Here is a 21713-nt window from a genome sequence, read left to right as displayed (position 1 = left end):
ATGCCACTACTTGATATTCGTAATCTGACCATCGAATTCCTGACCTCGGACGGCGCAGTCAAAGCCGTTGACCGGGTCAGCATGACGCTGAACGAAGGGGAAATCCGCGGACTGGTGGGCGAGTCAGGCTCAGGTAAGAGTTTGATTGCCAAAGCCATCTGCGGGATTACCAAAGACAACTGGCGGGTGACGGCCGACCGTTTCCGTTTTGACGATATCGACCTGCTGCAACTGTCACCGCGCGAACGGCGCAAGCTGGTGGGACATAACGTCTCCATGATTTTTCAGGAACCGCAGTCCTGTCTCGATCCGTCCGAAAGCATCGGGCGACAACTGCTACAGACCATCCCCGGCTGGACATACAAAGGCCGCTGGTGGCAGCGATTCAACTGGCGTAAACGCCGGGCTATCGAGCTGCTGCACCGTGTCGGTATTAAAGATCACAAAGACATTATGGGCAGCTATCCCTACGAACTGAGCGACGGCGAATGCCAGAAAGTGATGATCGCCATTGCGCTGGCGAACCAGCCTCGTCTGCTGATTGCCGATGAACCCACCAACGCGATGGAATCGACTACGCAGGCGCAGATTTTCCGTTTGCTGTCGCGCCTGAATCAGAATAACAACACCACCATTCTGCTGATTAGCCACGACCTGCAAACCATGAGCAAATGGGCCGACAGAATCAATGTGCTGTACTGCGGCCAGACGGTGGAAAGCGCGACCAGCGAAGACCTGATTACCGCGCCGCGCCACCCTTATACGCAGGCGTTGATTCGGGCGATGCCGGATTTTGGCCGCTCATTACCCCATAAAAGTCGTCTGAATACGCTGCCGGGGGCGATCCCTTCGCTGGAACATTTGCCTGTAGGTTGCCGCCTGGGGCCTCGCTGTCCTTATTCACAGAAACAATGTATGCAAACGCCACTGCTGCTTTCCGTTAAAAACCATTTATACGCCTGCCACTTTCCGCTCAACATGGAGGAATCCTGATGGTTGAAATGCTGTTTGAGGCGCGTAATCTGACCAAGACATTTCGTTATCGGACGGGGTTATTTCGTCGTCAGCATGTTGAAGCGGTGAAATCGGTCAGCTTTACCCTGCGTGAACGCCAGACGCTGGCGATTATCGGGGAAAACGGCTCGGGAAAATCGACGCTGGCCAAAATGTTGTCGGGCATGATTCCACCGACGTCAGGCGAGTTACTGATCGACGATCATCCTTTGCTCTATGGTGATTATCGCTACCGCAGCCAACGTATCCGGATGATTTTTCAGGATGCGGGCAATGCGCTCAATCCGCGCCAGCGAATTGGTCAACTGTTGGACGTGCCGCTGCGGTTGAATACCGATCTCAGCGCGGAAGCGCGTGAGAAAGCCATCAACCAAACGCTGCAACAGGTTGGGCTGCGTCCTGACCACGCTTACTACTACCCGCATGCGCTGGCTCCCGGCCAGAAGCAGCGTGTCGGTCTGGCCCGCGCGCTGATTCTGCAACCTAAAGTCATCGTCGCGGATGAAGCGCTGGCCTCGCTGGATATGTCTATGCGGTCACAAATTATCAATCTGATGCTGGAACTCCAGGAAAAGCACGGTATCTCTTATATTTATGTCACCCAGCATCTGGGGATGATGAAGCACATCAGCGATCAGATTCTGGTGATGCACGCCGGTGAGGTCGTCGAACGCGGCAGTACGGCGGAAGTGCTGGCTTCGCCGCTTCACGATCTGACCAAACGCCTGATAGCCAGCCACTTTGGTGAAGCGCTGAGCGCCGATGCCTGGCGACGCGATGGCGCACAATTTTGAGTATGAAGGAAGGCGAAACTGCTCGGAGTACCCCAATCGGCTTCAGGCATGGTAGAATCGCCCGGTTTATTCATCTCGATCATCATTAACTGCTTATTTTAATTGCTGATGATCGCAGCAACAATGATCACAAGGATTACTGCTATGGGTTTTCTTACCGGTAAGCGCATTCTGGTAACTGGTGTTGCCAGTAACCGCTCCATTGCATTCGGTATCGCGCAGGCGATGCACCGTGAAGGTGCTGAACTGGCGTTCACGTATCAGAACGATAAACTGAAATCTCGCGTTGAAGGCTTCGCCAGCGAACTGGGATCAAACATTGTTCTGCCATGCGATGTCGCGGAAGATGCAAGCATTGAAGCGCTGTTTGTTGAACTGGCTAAAGTATGGCCAAACTTTGATGGCTTTGTTCACTCCATCGCTTATGCGCCGGGCGATCAGCTTGACGGTGACTATGTTGATGCCGTCACCCGCGAAGGTTTTGGCGTTGCTCACGATATCAGCTCTTACAGCTTCGTCGCGATGGCGAAAGCCTGTCGCAAAATGCTGAACCCGAATTCAGCGCTGGTTACCCTGACCTACCTGGGCGCAGAGCGTGCCATCCCTAACTACAACGTCATGGGCCTGGCAAAAGCCTCTCTGGAAGCGAACGTTCGCTACATGGCAAACGCCATGGGCGCGCAGGGCGTGCGTGTTAACGCCATTTCCGCCGGCCCGATCCGTACTCTAGCCGCATCCGGCATTAAAAACTTCAAGAAGATGCTGTCTCACTGTGAAGCCGTTACGCCAATCCGCCGTGTTGTGACCATCGAGGACGTCGGTAACTCCGCCGCCTTCCTGTGTTCCGATCTGGCCGCCGGGATCTCTGGTGAAGTTCTGCACGTCGATGGCGGTTTCAACATCGCCGCGATGAACGAGCTGGAACTGGATTAACAGGCTCTTCTGCCGTCGCTTTATGCCCCACCTCGCATGTGGGGCATTGTCAGGTTTCTCCATCCCCTATCGTGTGCTTGCGCCCCGTCTAACCGGCACGGGTGAGTGCATAGGTATCGTCCAGTTGTTCAAAATCATAATGACGCTGAGAAGAGAGGATAATTTCTTTCTTTTTGCTGACAAAGATCGCTTCTATCTCCGGTTTACCGCGTAAATAGTCAAGGCCGGCCTCCATCCCCATGCCATAGAGCAAGGTGGTGTAAATATCACCGTCGATGGAGTCGTCCGAGATAATGGTGACGCTATGCAGTTCATTATCCAGAGGATATCCGGTTTCTGGATTTAAAATATGGTGATACACCTGACCATCCACGGTAAAAAAACGCTCATAAACACCGGAAGTCACCACAGACTTATTAATAACCCGAATCACGCCAAGCAAACTGCCGCTGTCCGCGAATGGCTTTTGCAACCCCACGCACCACTGGCCCTGCGTCAATGAACGGCCGATAGCCAGTACGTTGCCGCCAAGATTGATCACCGCGTGATAAACGCCGTGCTGATACAGCAAATCTCTGATGAGATCCGCAATGTACCCCTTGGCGATAGCGCCCAAATCGATTTCCATCCCCGCGCTTTCCAGCAGAACGGCGCAGTCATTATCGTTAAGCATGATGCGTTCGGGATGGGTCAACTCAAGCGCCCGCGCTATTTTTTCCGCCTCAGGCACCGCACAACCGCTAAACCCGATTTTCCACAGTTTCACCACGGGGCCGATGGCGACATTAAAGCAGTTGCCTTCCATCAGACTGACCGCCTTAGCCTGTTTGATAAGACTGAAGACAACAGGACTGACCGTCACGTAATTTTGCCCCGCCGCGTGATTAATGCGCATCACTTCTGACTGCGGGCGATTGACGGTCAAACGATCTTCAAGCTGTTTGATGTAGTGAAATACCCGCTTAACCAACATTGCATCATGAACAAACAGATTCAATACGATCGGACTGCCCATCAGGTGCGCGGTATAGGAATAGATATCGTTTACAGATTTCATGATAAATAAGTCAACGTGACAGAGATGATTGCCGCCTGGGAGGAAAGAAGGTATCAGTGAGGCGCCCTTTCGGGCGCGCTCCCTGTTTTACGGTTAAGGCGTGCAAACGTTACGATGCAGCTCTGAGCAGGACTTCCGTCTCCTCAAAATCCGCCGACGATTTCGCATAGGCAGCCGCCTGTATACCGGCTCGAATACCGAAAATAATGATATCCGCCACGGCATTCCCGCCAATGCGGTTGGCGCCATGAATCCCGCCGACCACCTCGCCAGCGGCGTAGGCGCCGGGAATGACCTGTTTACGGCCATTCAGAACTTCGGAACTGGAATTGATCGTCACGCCCCCCATGGTATGGTGAACGCCGGGCGCAACCTTGATGGCGTAGAAAGGCGCACAGTCGAGCGGATCGCGCATACCGGTCGTTCTGCCGAAATCGTCGTCGCGCTGGTGGTTGACGAAGATATTGTATCTGTCGACTGTCTGTTGCAACGTCGCCGGATCGATCTCCAGCTTTGCCGCCAGTTCTGCGATATCCTCACCGCGCACGGTTAATTCTTGCGATACATATTCCTCAACCGCCTTGTTTCGGCTGCGCACCCGCTGATCGAACAGAATATAGGCGTATTTTTCCGGCAGGCTGACAATGGCCGAGGAGACCTTATCGCGGGTAGCCAATTCATTGAAGAATCTTTCGCCCCGCGCTGAAATCAGAATAGCGCCGCCACCGCGGATAGATTCAGAGATCAAATAAGAGGTGGTCTGTTCTACCGTCGGATGCGTTTGGATTTCGCCCATATCAACGGTATCCACGCCGATTTTCTCCAACAGGCGAATGCCGCCGCCGGTTGCGCCCTTGTGGTTCGTCGTCACGAAGCCATCCAGATCCGGCCGATACTTAACCACCATCGACTCATTGGCGCTGAATCCGCCCGTCGCGACGATAACGGCCTTTGCCGGAATGATTTTCTCTTCGTTCTCATCATTAATAATACGAACGCCCGTTACCCTGCCATGTTCCTGAAGAATTTCCGTCACCGCGGTATCCAGCATGACGTCAATATTCTGTTTATTGATATTTTTCACCAGACCGCTAATCAGATAACCGCCGACCGCAGCGCCACTGGCCGGCCGATGGGTTCTGTCAACGCTCATCCCGCCGGTGGTGGTAATGTCGCTCAGCTCAATATCATGTTCGGCGAGCCAGTCAATCGCCACGGCAGCATGCTCAACGAAATATTTCACCAGCGATGGATTATTTTTGTGCTTACCGCTTTTCAGCGTTTCGTTGTAGAAAAGCGCCGGGCTATCCTCGATGCCTTTGATTTTTTGGAACACCGTCCCGGCCGCATTCATGCCGGCCGATGCCTTGATGGTATTGCCGCCGATAGACGGCATCTTTTCGATGATGATGACGTTGGCGCCCGCTTCACTGGCCTGAATCGCGGCGGCCAGCCCCGCGCCGCCGCTGCCGATAATCACCACATCAACCTCCCGAGCCGCCTCAGGATTACCGCCTTCTTCTAAAATGGCTGCCTTGCAGGATTTCACCATCGCTTTGGTAACGGCTTTTTTAATCGCTTCACTTTGCGTTGTCGCACCGGTTACCGCATCAACATGCGGAGTATTGGCGTCTAAAATCCGGCGCTTGATTACCTCAAAATTGATTAACAGCGATGCATCAATGCCGGTGTTATCCTCCAACTCAATATTTTTGATCCGATCGGAGGCAAAGCTGATATTCATCCTCAGTTCGCCGTTTTCATCCTGCAATTTTTCCTGGTACACCCCGGCTTTGAATTTCTTCCCTGTTAAATTCACATCCCGAATCATCGCTTCGACTAACGAAAAACGCCATAAGGGTTCGGGGATCGTTAATGCTTCACGTTTATCGCTATCAATATAAAGCTCGATATATTGCTGCCCGGCAATCCGATCGATCCAGTCAGGATACGCAATACACCCTCTGCCGACCGCGATCAGGTCATAGCCATTTTCCAGCGCCGTTTCCGCATCCGTTTTATTCACAATATCACCAACGCCGATTACCGGGATCCCGGCAAGTTTTGGCGATCGCCGGGCGATATATTTTTTAATCAGCGGGGTAGGATCATCAATATCAACCAATGACGGACGCAGAATATTCCCCATAGAAAAGTGGACATAATCCAACCCTTTTTCCGCCAATTTTTCTAACAGAGATAACGTGTCGTCAAAACGAATACCGGGCGTTTCTATTTCTTCCGGAGAGAAGCGATAACCGATAATAAACGACCGATCCGCATATTTATTTACCATTTCATGAGTGATGTTCAGAATAGCCAGCGGGAATTTGGCCCGGTTCTCCCGACTTCCGCCCCATTCATCAGTGCGCTGATTTGAGTTGGGGGAATAAAATTGCTGAATCAGATAAGTATTGGCGCCGTGAATTTCCACGCCGTCAAAACCGGCCTGAATGGCCCGGTATACCGCCTCGCCAAATTTCCTGATCATCTCCTCGACATCGCCGCCCGTCAGCGCGACCGGCGTTACCGCTCTGGGTCTGGGGGCCGCCAGCGCGCTGGGGGCGACCGGAGTGGCGCCGCCGATAAACCGGGGCTCCACCATCCGTCCTCCGTGATAAATCTGCAACACCGCTTTCGAGCCCTTTGCTTTAATCACTGCCGCGATCCTGGCCAGCCCGGCGATTTTATCGTCTTTATCGATACCTATCGCCCCGGGGAAAGCCAGCCCCTTGTCGTCAATAAAACAGCATTCCACTATCACCGTACCGATACTGCCCGCCCGGTGTTCATAATATTCGATTAATTCTTTGGTCACGCTGCCGTCGAAGAACCCACTACAGGTGGTCATCGGCGCCATGAATACTCGATTTTTCAGCGTAACGCCGTTGGGTAATGTGAAAGATTTTAACAACCGAAGGTTAATATCCGTCATGGTGAACACTCCACTTTAAAATAAAAAATTTTGCTTAAAAATAAATCACAATAAAGCCAGGGTCTTTTTTGTTATTTGTTCTACGCCCTAAAATGACGGGCCGATTGGCTCATGTTATTACTTACTGAGTATGTATTTTTTTTAATGTATTAATACGTTTTTTTAATATTTTAACTGCCGGATATAAATACAATTAATAAGGTTATTGGCGATAACTGTTTTTAATATTAACATCTCGCCCTGTTATTAACATCTCCGTATCCTGCGGAGAAATTAAATCATAATTAATTAAGCTTTATATAACAGAGATAGTGGAATGAACAGGAGATGACGATGATTTGGCGGCGGTAATCATGCGAGCATTATCGTCCGCGATGCTTTTTAATACTACCGATTGTGGGGTATTACGTCTGGCCGATGGAGTTTCGTTACTTCACGGCAGGACAGCCCGTTGCAACGGGCTGTCCTGGTCGCTTCTCTTTTTCTATTCGCGTTCAAACACCGTGGTACGCACGCCGTTGACGTACAGCGTACGGCATTCTCCGGCTGGCAGGCGAATGTCCGCTTGTCGCCATGCGGGTTGGAATTGGCCTTCCGAGGTAAAGTTGACATCAATGCGCTTACTGTCGCTGCGGATTTCCCAACGTAGCCACAGCGCTTTACCCCGTTGCCATCCCCAGGTTTCACCATCGTCTTCAAACAGCAAACCGCTATCTTTACCCGTACCAACCGGCGGGAACAGCAAAAACTCCCGGCGATCGTCCTCGGTATGGCTGACAAATGCGGTGCGCCCCGACAGCGGAAGCATCGCCCCTGCCCGCACCAGCAAAGGAAGGCGCTCCAACGGCGCTTCAAGCGTCGCGGTTTGTCCCCCCATGAACCACTGACCGGAGTAAAAGTCATACCATCCCGACTCGTTGGCGGGCAGATACACCGTTCTTTGCCGTTGCGCCGGTTCAACCACGCTGGCGACCAGAACATCCCGTCCCAGCATGAAGTCGTCCGTTTCTGCAAACGTCGCTTCATCCTGCTCGTGATCAAGAAACGTTGGCCGTAGCATCGGCTCGTCATCCGCGCTGGCCTGCCACAGCAGCGTATAGAAATACGGCAACATACGGTAACGAAGTTCGATTGCGCTGCGCACTGCCGGGGTGACGGACGGATACATCCACGGTTCGTTGACCGTGTGATCGTCATTCCAGGAGTGAATGGTAAAACGCGGGTGCATCACCCCATTCTGAACCCAGCGAACAAACAGTTCCGCATCGGGCTTATCTCCGGAAAAACCGCCCACATCGTGCCCGACATTGTACAAGCCGGACAGACTCATCCCTACGCCCATCCGGATGTTGTAGCGCAGCGTCTGCCAACTGGTACGGTTATCGCCGCTCCAGGTCTGAACATAGCGTTGCATACCGGCACAGCCGGAGCGGGAAATCAGATAAGGGCGTAGCGCGGGCGCAAACCGTTGCTGTGCCTCCATCGATGCCCGCATCATCAGCAGCGGCATCAACGGCCGGATATGCTTAATCGCGATGGGGTCGCCAAAACCATGGCAACGCGCTTCGCCATCCCAGACTTCATATTCATTATTGTCGTTCCAGGTTGAATCAATCCCCTTTTGCAACAGCTGGCTGGTCACATTGTCTTGCCACCAGGCCACGGTATCCGGATTGGTAAAATCAAGGTGCGACCCTTCATCATCCCAAAAACTTGAACGCTCCGGCGCATCCGACTCCGAGTCATGGATAAATAACCCCAGCGCCTCGACTTCCTCATATCGGGGATGGTCCTGCAACAGACAAGGTTTGATATTCGCCGCCAGCTTCAGGCCCGCATCATGGAAAGCCTGCGACATCACTTCCGGCTGCGGCACCTTGTCATAATTCCAGTTAAAGACGTAGCGCTTGTTGTTGATGGAGGTATAGCCGGAAGAAAGCTGAAAAGAATCACATGGAATATCATGCTCGCGGCATAAAGCGATAAATTTCATCAACTGCTGCTGCGCATCGGGAGCATCCGTATAATGCATCGTGGAACCGCTGTAACCCAGGCTCCACTTAGGACCGAACAGCGTTTTACCCGTGAGGCGCACAAAGGCTTTTGTCACGTCCAGTACCCGCGGCCCGATAAACAGATAGTAATCCAGGTCTCCAGCCTCGGCCTGATAACGCCGATAAGCCTGATGGTAGTTATCAATTTCGTTCCCCAGATCCAGCCACGTACTGCTCAGATTGTCATAAAACAGACCAAAGCTGACATCGTTACGCCGGGTAATGGTGAACGGGATATGTTTATACAAAGGATCGGTCGCCGCGGCGTTATACCCCATCGCATCCAGGTTTCTGAATTCAAAGCGGCGTCCGGCGCGTTCAAGATCGCCCGCCTTTTCGCCCAGACCATAATAGCGTTCCGTTGGGAAACGGCGCTGATAATGCGCCACGCCATCGCCATGAGGATTAAGCAGATAGGCGCTGGTCGCCCGATCGGCGGCCAACATCTGCCATGCTCCGCGTTCATCAAGATATTCCCACGACAGCCACAGTGGTTGGTGGATCGTCACCCGCAGACGGTCCGTGCTGACGCGTAATCCGCCCTCATGCTCCTCCAGCGAAAAACCCGGCAGGCTGAAACCTTCACAGCTTTCCCGGCTGCGCCCCGCAAAGGGAACATCCTGTTGCGGCGCAATGCTCCAGGTCTGTTTTAATTGCAGATCCCCGTTCTGTTTGATCAGCACCCGTCCCAGCCCTGATTCTAAAATGTACAGGCGAAAAATGTGCTTCTCATCAACGAGCAGTTCAACATATTCCGGGGTTCGATGGCGAAACACCCAATTTTTCAGCGTCTTCATACAGCGTCCTTTTCAGGAATGATTTAAGCAAAAGTGAAATTACAGCGACCGCGTTTTCTGGCGACGTTCAGCAATAAAAGCAATCAGGAAAACCGCACCGATCAGATCGAAGAATCCCATCGCGACAAACAGCGGATTGAAACCGATTTTGTCCGCCGTTACGCCAATCAGCAGAGAAAACAGGAAACTGGCGATCCAGGCGAAGGAGCCTCGCATGCCGTTTACCGTCGCCATTTGCCCTTTATCGAATGACTCCACCACCAGCGCGCTGAGCATGCAGGAAATCACCTGATGGCCAAATCCGCCGATCGAAATGAGCAGAATCGCCATCCACGGATCTTTGCTAATGGCGACCAATGCCAGCGATAACATAAGAAAGGCCCCGGTAACCGAGCTGGCAACAATCGAATTGACGCGAGAACAGCCAAAAAAACGTACGTATACGCGAGTCAGATAACCGCTCGCGACGCTGCCCAGGTCGGCGGCCAGGAAAGGCAACCAGGCAAACATGGCGATCTGTTTTAAATCCATGCCGCGTTCATTGGCCAAATAGAGCGGTACCCAGAAGCTCAATACCGCCCAGGCGGGTTCAGCCATGAACGCCGGGATGGCGATACCGTAAAAACGTTTATTTTTCGATACGGTTTTCAGCGCCGTGAAAAACGGCAGTTTAACCGGCGGCAGTTCGTTGTCCTGACGGATAAAGTCCAGCTCATCACGGCTCAGATTAGGGTGATCCGCCGGGTCATGGTAAAACAGCCACCACAGTACGACCCACAGCATCGCCAACCCACCGGTAAACATGAAGGCGCCCTGCCAACCAAAACTGACATGGGCGATAACGATAATCGGCGGAGCCAGCATCGCCCCAATGGAGAAACCCACCCCGGCCCAGCCGGCCGCAACCGGACGTTCTTTCTTGGGAAACCATTCCCCCAGCGTTTTCGCGTTAGCCGGCGTGGCCGCTGCTTCGGAGGCCCCCATGAAGAAGCGCAATATCGCCAGATGCAGCCAGCTTCCGGCCCCGGCATGCAACATACACATCAGCGCCCAAACGATCGCACAGATAAGGAAACCGATCTTCAGACCGATGACATCAATCAACCAGCCACAAAGCGGCTGAAAAATGGTGTAGGCCAGTTGGAATGCGCCAACAATCCAGGAGTATTGTTCCGTGGTAATGCCCAGACTGGTTTTCAGTTCAGGAGCAAGTATGCCCAGCGAGTTACGGGTAATGTAGTTGACCGTCACCCCCAGTAAAAACAGCGCCAGCATCCACCAGCGCAGATTTTTTAATTTCCATTTTCCCTTTGTCATCGGTGATGACTGATTGATATCAAGACTCATAATGAACGCCTTTTAGGAGGTACAATTATATTGGTCTGACATGTTTGAAGGAGTTCGCTATTTTTCACTCTTCAAGACATGTGTATTTTTTCATCTATTTGTATTTACTAGACTTTAAATAAATTCATGAACTAGCATTGGTAAAAATTGGTTTACCAAAAAAGACTAGAACAATTAAAAACGCCGTGATACTCACTTTTTTGCAAAAATTTTCATGGTAAGTTCATAAGTAAACCAAATAACATCACCAGGCCTGTTTCAGTCACGTTTAGTGGTCATGAAAATTTTGTCATTTGTTAAGTTGAACGAGATCACAAAATGAAAAGAAACCTGAAAATACGGGAAATTGCGGCGCAGACGGGGTTTTCAATCAGTACGGTATCGCGCGTCTTGTCAGGCAAATCCAATACCAGCGAAGCGGCAAAAGCGCGTATTCTCACTTGCGCCCGGCAGTACGGCGTATTAAACCATCTGGCGACCGGCCGCTTGTTACTGAATAGCCTGACGATTTTCGCTCCGCAGCGCGCTTTTGACGTCCGGTCTGACATCTTTTACCACAAGGTGATACAGAGCATTATTGATGCGCTGGCCCCCCATGAAGTACGCGTGCGCTACTGCGGCTTGGACGAAAACGACAGCGATGTACCGCTGTTTCTGGAAAAGATGAGCGATCCCGAGACGGAAGCCGCGATGTTGATCGGCATTGACGATCCCTATATCCATGCGCTGGCCGCCGATATAGGCAAGCCTTGTATTCTGATTAATTGTCTCGACCGAAAAATGAAACTATCCGGTGTCGCACCCGCTCATCAGTTGATTGGCGAACTTTCGGTGAACTATCTGTTTGAGCAGGGACACCGTGATATTTTGACCCTGCTCTGCCTACGTCGCTATACCATGGAATTACGTCTGGCTGGGATTCGTGACGCCTACCAGAGCCACAATCTGCCGTTCTCCGATCAATACCATCTTCTGGCGCTGAGAAATTTCAGCACCGCCGAAGCCGAACAGAGAGTGACCGCGTTTCTGGCCGAGTGTCCGGCAGAACAAAAACCGACGGCCATTCTGGCGGGAGGGGATTTTATCGCGGTTGGCGCGGTCAATGCGCTCAATCAGGCTGGCTTACGCGTTCCACAGGATATCTCGGTCATGAGCATGGATGGCTTCAATCTGGCGACCATTCATGACATTCCCTTGACCTCGGTGCATGTGCCGCGTGAAGATCTGGGCGAAGAAGCCGTCCGGTTACTGCAATACCAGTTGATGCGCCCGGACGCGCCCACGGGCAACCTGCTGCTGAACGGCAAGCTGGTTATCCGCGACTCCGTCCGGCGTCTTCGTCCCAGTAAAACCCATGCGCCGGTACAAGATGACCACCTCTACGACTGAGGATTATCCTGTCTGGGTCAGCCACGTTTGTGCCGCGGCAAAGAAATTTTGCGCCAGCGGCGTCGCGCGTCCAGCCTGCGCCACGACCACGGCCGCGTGTCGTCGCATGGGCGGTAAGGTAATCGGCCTCATGTTCAGGGCCGGCGTCATCTCAGGAATCAAACTCCCACGCGGGACAACGCCGCAGCCCAGTCCGACAAAAACACTTTGCATCAATTGCAGAATCGAAGTGCTTTCCACCTTGACCCACAGCGAGATCCCCGTTTCCCGGCAATGACCATCCAGATAACGACGAAAATAGCGGCTCGGCTCCGCCAGACATAGCGGCAGATCGACCAGATCGTTCAATTCCAGCGGCGAGTCGCCGACCATCTGCGGGAAATACTGCGGGTGGAATAGCAGATCAACCCCTTGTTCCGTCAAAGGCGCAACCTGAAAGTGCAACTCCTGTAATGTCGACAGCTCAAAAAAACCGATACCGACATCCACAGCGTGTGCATTCAATGCTTCCAGCAGCCGATCGGCGCTGAACAGGGATATTTGGAAATCCAGCTGTGGATAGATTTCATTCACCGCCGCCAGCAGGCGGGACAGCGCAATACTGCTCTGGGGAACCGAGCCAATGCGCAATATGCCGCTCACGCCACGCTGCAACGAAGCGACTTCCCGTTTTAGTCCCTGATAGACGGAAACAATTTCTCGCGCCCAGGACAGCACCCGTTCGCCTTCGGCGGTAAATCCTTCAAAATTATTTCCCCGGTTGATCAGCGCCAGATCCAATTCACGCTCCAGGTTTTTTAATCGCATCGAGAGCGTCGGCTGGCTAACGAAACTGGCTTCGGCCGCCCGCCCGAAATGGCGTTCTTTCTCCAGATTACAGAGGTAAATAAGCTGTTTAATATCCATAGCCGCAGACCATAATGATGTGAATCATCAGTATATCACCGCCTCGCGCTTTGACAGTGCGTCACCAGCCGCCAACCGGTTGTATAGATAACTGCCCGGCTATACTATTGGAGTAATTTAAAGACTTCGGGGAAGAAACCTGATGATCGATAAGCACTCTTTTATCCCTTTCTATCTGCAAATTGAGCAGATTCTGAGCCGGCAGATTCGCGATCGCACGCTGAAACCCGGCGATCCGTTGCCGACAGAAGCCGAAATGTGCGAGCAATATCAGGTCTCTCGCATGACGGCGAGAAAAGCGGTGGATTATCTGGTCCGGCAAGGACTGGTAGAGCGTTTTCGCGGACGCGGCACCTTTGTTGCCCAACCGGATACGCGCATCAAGGTACAACTGCCACTCGATCAACATCTGACCTCCAGCGAGGTGGCCAGCGCGGTCCATCGCCCTATCGTTAACCAACTGCTGCATTTTTCCCGCCAGCCTGCCAGTCGCGACATCGCCAATCAGCTACAGCTGGCTGAAAACGCCCATATTTATTACATGGTGCGCCTGAGGTTGATTGACGGAATCCCCTTTGTTTATGAGCAATCCTGGATGAACAGCGAACTGTTCCCCGACCTCAGCGAGCACGACCTTAGCCAGTCAAAATACGCCTATCTCAAATCCAAAGGATACGATGCGGTGGGCAGTCATAAGCAAATCTTTGCCGAACTGCCTTCGTCAGAGGTGCGGGAAGCGCTGGGGCTGGCGCGCGATGAACCCGTTCTGCGCGCCAGCGTCATCGCATTCTTTGCCGGTCAGATCCCTTTTGAACTGTCGAACGTCCACTACAATCAACGCCATTACACTTTCACGCTGGATGCCCCGCTGCGCCCGCTGATGGGATGACGACAACGCATCCATTATTTCAGTTCCGGCCAATAGCCTTTATTCGCGTCGATCAGCGCATCCAGCACCTTACGGGCTTTCCTGGCATCGACCACCAGGCGATTGAGCGTCAGCGCCTGCAAGGCTTTGGTGTAAGAACCTTCAAACCAGGCTTCGACCGTCAGGCGCTCATAGGCAAACTGCTGCTCGATCATCCCTTTGTAGAATGTGGGGATCTGTCCCACGCCATAAGGCCGTGGCCCGTTTATCCCCAGGGTAGCCGCGACTTCCACCATCGCGGTATCGTCCAGATTGTTGACCAATCCGTTATTTTCCACGATCACCACGAAAATCCGGTGTTGGTTATAGGCAATAGACTCCGCCACTTCGACAATCATGTCGCCGTGCGCATCGTTGTGCACCACGCTGGCATCCTTTGTCGTACCCGCTTTCACGGCCTCGCGGCAGGTTTCAAATACCCGCTTTTCACGGCCCGCCATCACTTCATTGGCACGGGTGAAATTCGGGTCCAGCTTGCTGAGCTTATATTCCGGGTACAGGTAATATTGCAGATAGGTATTGGGCAGGTAGTCAGGAAAATCGTGCAGCATGTCGGCCACCAGCGCATAGGTATCCAGCCATGAGCGATCGCGCTGTTCCGCATCCGCGGGTTTGAATCCCTGACGGCTGATGATGCCCTTCAACTGCGGCAGCAAATCGACACCCTGACGATCGTATAGGTGGGTAAACCAGCCAAAGTGATTCAAGCCAAAATAGACCGGCTCGAACTCATCTACACTGCGTTCCAGCAGACGCGCGTAGGAACGCAGCAGATTGACCGGCTGATCGCAGATATTCAGAATTCGCCGATCATGGGGAAATTTTACCCGCAGCGCATCGGCCACGATCGCCGCTGGATTGGTATAATTCAGAATCCAGGCATCCGGAGAACGGGTACGCACATGCTGCACCAGTTCAATCATGTCGCCGATAGATCGCATGCCGTAGGCAAAACCGCCGGGGCCGCAGGTTTCCTGCCCGATCACGCCCAGCGACAGCGGAATTTTTTCATCCTTTTCCCGCATTTCATAGCCGCCGGTACGCATCTGGCAAAACACAAAATCCATCCCGGCAAAGGCTTCATCCACATCCGTGGTGTAGGAAAAATCCAGTTCCGGGTACGCTTCACTGAATAACAGGCGGGCGAAATCACCGATTACCGCCTGACGCTCCGCATTAACATCAAACATCACCAGCCGCTGCAAAGGAAACGTCGCTTTACGCTTGCACAGCGCTTTCAACAACCCCGGCGTCCAGGTTGAACCGCCCCCCACAATTACAATACTGTATTTCTTCGTCATCGCCGTTCTCCGTTTCATAAGGTTAAAAGTTACCCTGTCACGCCAAGCGCGGTTTTGACATCGTTGGCAATTTTTTCCACTTTCGGACCGTAAATCACCTGGATGTTATGTTCATTAACCCGGTTGATGCCGTTCGCCCCGGTGGTCATTAACGTTTTATCTTCCACCCGGGCCATGTCTTTCACCAGCACGCGCAGGCGGGTAAAGCAGCAATCCACGTCTTCGATGTTGTTCTCGCCTCCCAGACCAATAATGATGGCTTTGGTACGTTCATCCGTACTGACCGGCGCCGCCTCATTCACGGCGTCTTCCGGTTCCCGCCCCGGCGTTTCGACACTCATCCGCTCGATAATGAATCGGAAGATAAAGTAGTAGGCCGGGAAATAAATCAGCCCCAGCAACGCGGCATACCACCATTGCGTTTTCAGCCCGCCCAGCACGCCGAACACCACCAGATCGATCGCGCCGCCCTGAATATTGCCGATCATCAGATGCAGCATGGACATCAGCATGAAAGACAACCCGCTCAAGGCCGCATGAACCAGATAAAGAAGCGGTGAAACAAAAATGAAGCAGAATTCAAGCGGCTCGGTAATGCCGGTGGTGAATGAGGCCAGCGTTCCCGCCAGCATCAGTGCTTTAACCCGTTTTTTGTGTTCCGGGCGCGCGCAGTGATACATCGCCAATGCGGCGCCGGGCAGGCCAAACATCATGATGGGGATCTTGCCCTGAGCCAGGAATTTGGTGGCTTCGCGGATGATGTCGTCGCTTACCGCTCCGGGATGGGTTAATGACTCATTAAAGATATTCAATGCGCCAACGATGGTTTGTCCATCCACCGTGGCAACGCCTCCGATCGGCGTAAAGCGCACGGTTTCATTGAGGATATGGTGCAACCCGGTGGGAATCAGGATGCGTTCGGAAAACCCATATAAAAACGCACCGTACTGCCCGCTATGACCAATCAGTTCACCGATCCAGGCAATGCCTCTGCCAATGGTTGGCCAGATAAGCGCCAGCCCAAGCCCCACTAACGGCAGGCAAACGACGGTGATGATGGGCACAAACCGCCGTCCGCCAAAAAAGCTGATGGCCGTCGGCAATTCAATGGTATAGAAACGGTTGTGCAGCAAGGCGGTGATGACACCGGCGATCACCCCGCCCAGTACGCTCATGTTATAGGTAAAAATCCCCAGCGTTTGCGTAAACTCTGCCGCATACATCAGCGCAGCGGTATGATCCATCCCCGCAGCAGTCAATGCGTCAATGGTGGTGGTTTCCGGCGTCAGATTTTGTGCGGCCAGGGTGGCGCTGACCCCGACATGCATAGAAATAAAGCCAATGACGGCGGCAAACGCGGCGGTCGGTTTCTCCGCATTGGCTAAGCCAATCGCACTAGCGACAGCAAAAAACAGCGGCAGGTTGGCGAATAACGCGCCGGCTACCTGACGAATAAAGCCAATGACCAATTGCAGTATTTTCATCTCGGTAAAAGCGTCACCGGTGATGGCCGGATTCTGCATGGCCGCCGCCAGTCCGAGGAAAACCCCGGCGGCGGCGATGACCGAAATCGGCATCATCAGTGCTTTCCCGAAACCATGAATCTTATTGCCCAGATCTTTCATCGCTCGCTCTTCCTGTTTTTCCGTACTGGTTAAGTAATAGCCGGAAAACGAGATTATTTGTCTAGACAACTAGACAAAAATAACAGGAATCAGCACTCGGTCACATTTTAACCCGCAATAAACCGCCTCTATCCCGCCATAGCCCTATTTGATTAGACGCTGTGACAGGCACAACCTAGACTCACCGCATAAGAGCAAATATTTAAAATTTTGTTCACATTTAAAAAACATCAACACCTGCGGATTTATCGATGAAATTCAAACCATCCATCAAGCCATACCGCAATGCGGCTGGCGGTTGGGGCTCTCTGGAAGCCACCACTCGTTTTGTACTGGACAGCAAGCAAGCGCTGAAAAATATCCGAAACTTGTTGAGGGTCAATAAATCCAAAGGATTTGATTGTCCAGGCTGCGCCTGGGGCGATGACAACAGCAGCACGTTCAGCTTCTGTGAAAACGGCGCGAAAGCGGTGAGCTGGGAGGCCACGCGCAAAGCGGTGGATCTCGATTTCTTCGCCGCGCACAGCGTGACGACGCTACGTCAGCAAAGCGACTATTTCCTTGAATATCAGGGGCGTTTAACGCACCCCATGCGCTACGATCGCGCCAGCGATCGCTATGTGCCCATCAGCTGGGACGACGCCTTTTCACTGATCGCCAGGCATGTCAAAAACATGGCGCACCCTGACCAACTGGAACTCTACACTTCCGGTCGCGCCAGTAATGAAGCGTCTTATCTGTATCAGCTATTTGGCCGCATGTTGGGAACCAACAATTTTCCTGACTGCTCGAATATGTGCCATGAAGCCAGCGGAACCGGGCTGAAGCAGAGTATTGGCGTCGGGAAAGGCACCATTCGCCTGGACGACTTCGAGTACGCCGACGCAATTTTCGTCTTCGGCCAAAACCCCGGCACCAATCATCCCCGTATGCTGCACAGCCTGCGCCACGCGGCCGATCGCGGCGCGCATATTGTCTCGTTCAACACGCTGCGTGAACGTGGTCTGGAACGCTTTGCCAATCCGCAAAACCCGCTGGAACTCCTGACGCCGCTATCCGGCGCCATCAGCGAAACCTATCTGCAACCCAATCTGGGCGGCGATATGGCAGCCGTTCGCGGTATGGTGAAAGCCTTGCTGGAAACACATCGTCAGCGTCTGGCCGCAGGTGAAGCGGGTCTGTTCGATCAGGCTTTCCTGTCAGCGCACACGCGGCAGGTTGACGACTATCTGGCCGTGGTGGATGCCACCCGTTGGCAGAAAATCGAGCAACAATCAGGATTAAGCGAAGCCCAGTTGCGCTACGTCGCAGCGATTTATCAGCAATCTCCGCGCGTCATCTGTACCTGGGCGATGGGCGTCACTCAGCATAAACACTCGGTCGCCACCGTCCGGGAAATCGTCAACCTGCAACTGTTATTCGGCCAGTTGGGCAAACCCGGGGCCGGACTGTGTCCGGTTCGCGGACACAGCAATGTGCAAGGCAATCGCACCATGGGGATTGATGAAAAGCCTTCTGCCGCGTTTTTGGATCGTTTGGCAGCACATTTTAATTTCACGCCGCCTTACGCGCCGGGCCATAACACCGTCGAAGCGCTGGAAGCCATGCTCCGCGGCGAGGTAAAAGTATTGATTGCGCTGGGAGGTAACCTTGCCGCCGCCGCGCCGGACTCCGCTCGTACCGAAGAAGCCCTCGGCCGCTGCGATCTGACGGTTCATATCAGTACCAAGCTGAACCGCAGCCATCTGATTACCGGTCAGGTTGACGCATTGATTTTGCCAACGCTGGGACGCACCGACCTCGATATGCAGGCCAGCGGCCCACAGTTTATTAGCGTCGAAGATTCATTCAGCATGGTGCACGCCTCTCAGGGCGTCGGACAGCCGCTATCCCCTTTGCAGCGTTCTGAAACGGCGATTGTGGCGGGGATTGCCCATGCCATATTGGGAGATGAAAAACTGGACTGGCTGGCGTTGGCAGACGACTACGCGCTAATCCGCGATCATATCGCCGCGACGCTGCCCGGATTCGAGAACTTTAACGCCAACTGCGATTTGCCGGGCGGTTTTTATCTGGGCAATGCCGCCGCCGACCTGCGCTTTAACACCGCCAGCGGCAAGGCTCAGTTCAGTCACGCGCCGCTGCCAGACACGCTGTTTCCACAGTTGGATGGGCAGACAGTGCCTTTTACCCTGCAAACATTGCGTTCCCATGACCAGTACAACACCACGATTTATGGTCTGGATGACCGCTACCGCGGCGTATACGGCCAGCGTGACGTGTTGTTTATCCATCCGGATGACATCGCGGCGCTGGGGCTGGAAGACGGCGATCGGGTGGATATCGAAACCCTGTGGAACGATGGCATTACCCGAAAAGTGAGCGGTTTCAAACTGGTGGGCTACAATATTCCGCGAGGCAATCTGGCGGCCTATTATCCGGAAACCAACCCGCTGGTGCCATTATCCAGCTTTGGCGACGAAACCCATACCCCAACGTCAAAATCCGTACCGGTAAGTATTCGCCGTAGCGAGCAGGCGGAACCTTTGTTACGCATCGCGTGACGGGGAGCACATGGAACGCTTGCCGCCAGCACCCGATTCGCGTAAAACTGTCAGCCGCTAATCGAGCTACTTACAACCGTATTTCTGGACGCCATGTTTCAAGATAATCCGCTGCTTGCACAGCTAAAACAGCAACTTCATTCTCAGACGCCACGAGTCGAAGGTGTCGTCAAAGGCACCGACAAAGGCTTTGGCTTTCTTGAAGCTGATGCACAAAAGAGCTATTTCATCCCACCTCCGCACATGAAAAAGGTGATGCACGGCGACCGAATTATCGCCACGCTGCATACCGAAAAAGAGCGTGAGATTGCCGAGCCTGAATCCCTGATTGAACCTTTCCTGACCCGCTTCGTCGGGCGCGTTCAGAAAAAAGACGATCGCCTGTCCATCGTTCCCGACCATCCATTGCTGAAAGAGGCGATTCCCTGCCGTGCCGCACGGGATGTCGGCCATGCGTTTCAGGAAGGCGACTGGGCGGTGGCGGAAATGCGCCGACATCCGCTTAAGGGCGATCGCGGTTTTCACGCCGAGCTGACCCAATACATCACCACCGGAGACGATCCGCTGGTGCCGTGGTGGGTGACGTTGTCACGTCATAATCTGGAGCGCTCTGCGCCGGAGGCTGAAGCGACCGAGCGTAATGATGGCGACCTGGTGCGTGAAGATCTGACCGCATTGAGCTTTGTGACCATCGACAGCGCCAGCACCGAAGATATGGATGATGCCCTGTTCGCTCAGGACAATGGCGATGGTTCGCTGCAATTGACCATTGCGATCGCCGACCCGACGGCCTATGTCGCCACCGGCAGCGAACTGGATAACATCGCCCGCCAGCGGGCGTTTACCAACTACCTGCCCGGTTTCAATATTCCGATGCTGCCGCGTCCGCTGTCAGACGATATCTGCTCATTGCGTCCCAATGCGCGCCGCCCTGTTCTGGCCTGTCGCGTCACCATTGGCGCTGATGGCGCGCTGGGCGACGATATCCATTTCTTCGCCGCCTGGATCGAATCCAAAGCCAAGCTGGTTTATGACGACGTTTCCGACTGGCTGGAAGAAACCGGCGAATGGCAGCCGTCCAACGACACGATTGCCGAACAGATTCGTTTATTGCAGCGCATTTGTCTGGCGCGCAGCGAATGGCGTAATACCCATGCGCTGGTGTTTAAAGATCGCCCTGACTATCGCTTCATTCTGGGAGAAAAAGGCGAAGTGCTGGATATCGTGGTCGAGCAGCGCCGTATCGCGAACCGCATCGTGGAAGAAGCCATGATCGCGGCCAACGTCTGCGCGGCGCGGGTACTGCGCGACAAGCTGGGTTTTGGCATTTACAACATTCATAACGGATTTGATCCCGCCTCGGTTGAACAGGCCGTTACCGTACTGGATACCCACGGTATCAAGGCCGAGGCGCCGGCGTTACTGACGCTTGAGGGCTTCTGTACGCTTCGCCGTGAACTGGATGCCCAACCCACGCCGTTCCTGGACAGCCGAATCCGCCGTTTCCAGTCGTTTGCCGAAGTCAGCACGACGCCGGGTCCCCACTTTGGTCTGGGTCTGGAAGCCTATGCAACCTGGACCTCACCGATTCGTAAGTATGGCGATATGATTAACCATCGCCTGCTGAAAGCCGTGATCACGGGTCAGTCAGCAGAGAAGCCGCAGGATGAAGTGACCGTTCAACTGGCGGAACGGCGTCGTCTGAATCGTATGGCGGAACGGGATGTCGGCGACTGGCTGTATGCCCGTTTTCTGAAGGACAAAGCCGGAACGGCTACGCGTTTTTCGGCAGAGATTATGGATGTCACCCGCGGTGGTCTGCGCGTTCGGCTACTGGATAACGGCGCAGTGGCGTTTATCCCGTCCTCCTTTATTCACGCCGTGCGCGACGAACTGGTATGCAGCCAGGAAATGGGAACCGTCTCCGTCAAAGGGGAGGTGGTGTACCGTCAGGGCGATATTCTTGATGTGGTGATCGCCGAAGTTCGTCTGGAAACCCGCAGCATTCTGGCTAAACCGGCCGCATAAGTGCGGCCCCTTCGCCTGATATCGTTAGTTTACGCGATCGA

Annotated in this window: 14 protein-coding genes; 7 read left to right on the top strand and 7 right to left on the bottom strand. The window is 53.6% G+C overall.

Annotated elements, in window-relative coordinates; translation table 11 throughout:
* The 3 genes from sapD (at position 1) to fabI (ending at position 2741) form a co-directional block, all read left to right on the top strand.
* Positions 1–993 carry a putrescine export ABC transporter ATP-binding protein SapD gene (gene sapD, locus DDT52_RS03630; protein ID WP_136155140.1) on the top strand — a complete coding sequence of 331 codons (993 nt, stop codon included), beginning with the start codon at positions 1–3 and terminating at the stop codon, positions 991–993.
* Positions 993–1808, top strand: coding sequence for a putrescine export ABC transporter ATP-binding protein SapF (sapF, locus tag DDT52_RS03625; protein ID WP_109054221.1), 816 nt, complete (start codon positions 993–995; stop codon positions 1806–1808). Before sapD ends, sapF begins: the two co-directional genes overlap by 1 nt.
* Before the next feature lie 144 nt (positions 1809–1952).
* Positions 1953–2741 (top strand): enoyl-ACP reductase FabI, encoded by a 789-nt coding sequence (fabI, locus tag DDT52_RS03620; RefSeq protein WP_109054222.1) that lies wholly within the window; start codon positions 1953–1955, stop codon positions 2739–2741.
* An 88-nt stretch (positions 2742–2829) separates the two neighbouring features.
* Here fabI and DDT52_RS03615 read toward each other — a convergent pair whose 3' ends face one another.
* The 4 genes from DDT52_RS03615 to DDT52_RS03600 all read right to left on the bottom strand — a co-directional run bounded on the left by DDT52_RS03615 (position 2830) and on the right by DDT52_RS03600 (position 10931).
* Entirely contained in the window at positions 2830–3798 is a 969-nt protein-coding gene (locus DDT52_RS03615) for an FAD:protein FMN transferase (protein WP_136155139.1), read from the bottom strand.
* Positions 3799–3907: 109 nt separating this feature from the next.
* Positions 3908–6733, bottom strand: coding sequence for a flavocytochrome c (locus tag DDT52_RS03610; protein WP_136155138.1), 2826 nt, complete (start codon positions 6731–6733; stop codon positions 3908–3910).
* A gap of 484 nt (positions 6734–7217) precedes the next feature.
* On the bottom strand, positions 7218–9584 hold the full coding sequence (locus DDT52_RS03605) for a glycoside hydrolase family 31 protein (protein ID WP_136155137.1): 2367 nt from the start codon (positions 9582–9584) through the stop codon (positions 7218–7220).
* Between the two features lie 39 nt (positions 9585–9623).
* Positions 9624–10931 (bottom strand): MFS transporter, encoded by a 1308-nt coding sequence (locus tag DDT52_RS03600; RefSeq protein WP_136155136.1) that lies wholly within the window; start codon positions 10929–10931, stop codon positions 9624–9626.
* A gap of 318 nt (positions 10932–11249) precedes the next feature.
* On the opposite strand from DDT52_RS03600, the gene DDT52_RS03595 reads away from it, so the two are divergent.
* Positions 11250–12320, top strand: coding sequence for a LacI family DNA-binding transcriptional regulator (locus DDT52_RS03595; RefSeq protein WP_136155135.1), 1071 nt, complete (start codon positions 11250–11252; stop codon positions 12318–12320).
* Between the two features lie 3 nt (positions 12321–12323).
* Here DDT52_RS03595 and DDT52_RS03590 read toward each other — a convergent pair whose 3' ends face one another.
* On the bottom strand, positions 12324–13226 hold the full coding sequence (locus DDT52_RS03590; protein ID WP_136155134.1) for a LysR family transcriptional regulator: 903 nt from the start codon (positions 13224–13226) through the stop codon (positions 12324–12326).
* Between the two features lie 142 nt (positions 13227–13368).
* On the opposite strand from DDT52_RS03590, the gene DDT52_RS03585 reads away from it, so the two are divergent.
* Positions 13369–14115, top strand: a complete 747-nt coding sequence (locus DDT52_RS03585; protein WP_210732665.1) for a GntR family transcriptional regulator — start codon at positions 13369–13371, stop codon at positions 14113–14115.
* Between the two features lie 14 nt (positions 14116–14129).
* On the opposite strand, the gene DDT52_RS03580 is transcribed toward DDT52_RS03585, so the two are convergent.
* Both DDT52_RS03580 and DDT52_RS03575 read right to left on the bottom strand, forming a co-directional pair.
* Positions 14130–15455: a 6-phospho-alpha-glucosidase gene (locus tag DDT52_RS03580; RefSeq protein WP_136155132.1), complete on the bottom strand. Its 1326-nt coding sequence runs from the start codon at positions 15453–15455 to the stop codon at positions 14130–14132.
* Between the two features lie 29 nt (positions 15456–15484).
* Entirely contained in the window at positions 15485–17080 is a 1596-nt protein-coding gene (locus tag DDT52_RS03575; protein WP_136155131.1) for a PTS transporter subunit EIIC, read from the bottom strand.
* A gap of 251 nt (positions 17081–17331) precedes the next feature.
* On the opposite strand from DDT52_RS03575, the gene DDT52_RS03570 reads away from it, so the two are divergent.
* Both DDT52_RS03570 and DDT52_RS03565 read left to right on the top strand, forming a co-directional pair.
* Positions 17332–19644, top strand: a complete 2313-nt coding sequence (locus DDT52_RS03570) for an FdhF/YdeP family oxidoreductase (protein WP_136155130.1) — start codon at positions 17332–17334, stop codon at positions 19642–19644.
* A 93-nt stretch (positions 19645–19737) separates the two neighbouring features.
* Positions 19738–21672 (top strand): exoribonuclease II, encoded by a 1935-nt coding sequence (locus DDT52_RS03565; RefSeq protein ID WP_136155129.1) that lies wholly within the window; start codon positions 19738–19740, stop codon positions 21670–21672.
* The last annotated feature ends 41 nt before the right edge of the window (positions 21673–21713 follow it).

The organism is Brenneria roseae subsp. roseae, assembly GCF_003115845.1.
In the GTDB taxonomy this organism is placed as follows: Bacteria; Pseudomonadota; Gammaproteobacteria; order Enterobacterales; family Enterobacteriaceae; genus Brenneria; species Brenneria roseae.
Note: the sequence above shows the minus strand (reverse complement) of the source record. Positions and strands in the feature narration are given on the sequence as shown.

Excerpts from the sequence above, each read along its gene's own strand:
- fabI (WP_109054222.1), top strand. The coding sequence starts at position 1,953 with ATGGGTTTTCTTACCGGTAAGCGCATTCTGGTAACTGGTGTTGCCAGT.
- DDT52_RS03610 (WP_136155138.1), bottom strand. The coding sequence starts at position 6,733 with ATGACGGATATTAACCTTCGGTTGTTAAAATCTTTCACATTACCCAAC.
- DDT52_RS03615 (WP_136155139.1), bottom strand. The coding sequence starts at position 3,798 with ATGAAATCTGTAAACGATATCTATTCCTATACCGCGCACCTGATGGGC.
- DDT52_RS03605 (WP_136155137.1), bottom strand. The coding sequence starts at position 9,584 with ATGAAGACGCTGAAAAATTGGGTGTTTCGCCATCGAACCCCGGAATAT.
- DDT52_RS03565 (WP_136155129.1), top strand. The coding sequence starts at position 19,738 with ATGTTTCAAGATAATCCGCTGCTTGCACAGCTAAAACAGCAACTTCAT.
- DDT52_RS03570 (WP_136155130.1), top strand. The coding sequence starts at position 17,332 with ATGAAATTCAAACCATCCATCAAGCCATACCGCAATGCGGCTGGCGGT.
- DDT52_RS03590 (WP_136155134.1), bottom strand. The coding sequence starts at position 13,226 with ATGGATATTAAACAGCTTATTTACCTCTGTAATCTGGAGAAAGAACGC.
- DDT52_RS03600 (WP_136155136.1), bottom strand. The coding sequence starts at position 10,931 with ATGAGTCTTGATATCAATCAGTCATCACCGATGACAAAGGGAAAATGG.
- sapF (WP_109054221.1), top strand. The coding sequence starts at position 993 with ATGGTTGAAATGCTGTTTGAGGCGCGTAATCTGACCAAGACATTTCGT.
- DDT52_RS03595 (WP_136155135.1), top strand. The coding sequence starts at position 11,250 with ATGAAAAGAAACCTGAAAATACGGGAAATTGCGGCGCAGACGGGGTTT.
- DDT52_RS03575 (WP_136155131.1), bottom strand. The coding sequence starts at position 17,080 with ATGAAAGATCTGGGCAATAAGATTCATGGTTTCGGGAAAGCACTGATG.
- sapD (WP_136155140.1), top strand. The coding sequence starts at position 1 with ATGCCACTACTTGATATTCGTAATCTGACCATCGAATTCCTGACCTCG.
- DDT52_RS03585 (WP_210732665.1), top strand. The coding sequence starts at position 13,369 with ATGATCGATAAGCACTCTTTTATCCCTTTCTATCTGCAAATTGAGCAG.
- DDT52_RS03580 (WP_136155132.1), bottom strand. The coding sequence starts at position 15,455 with ATGACGAAGAAATACAGTATTGTAATTGTGGGGGGCGGTTCAACCTGG.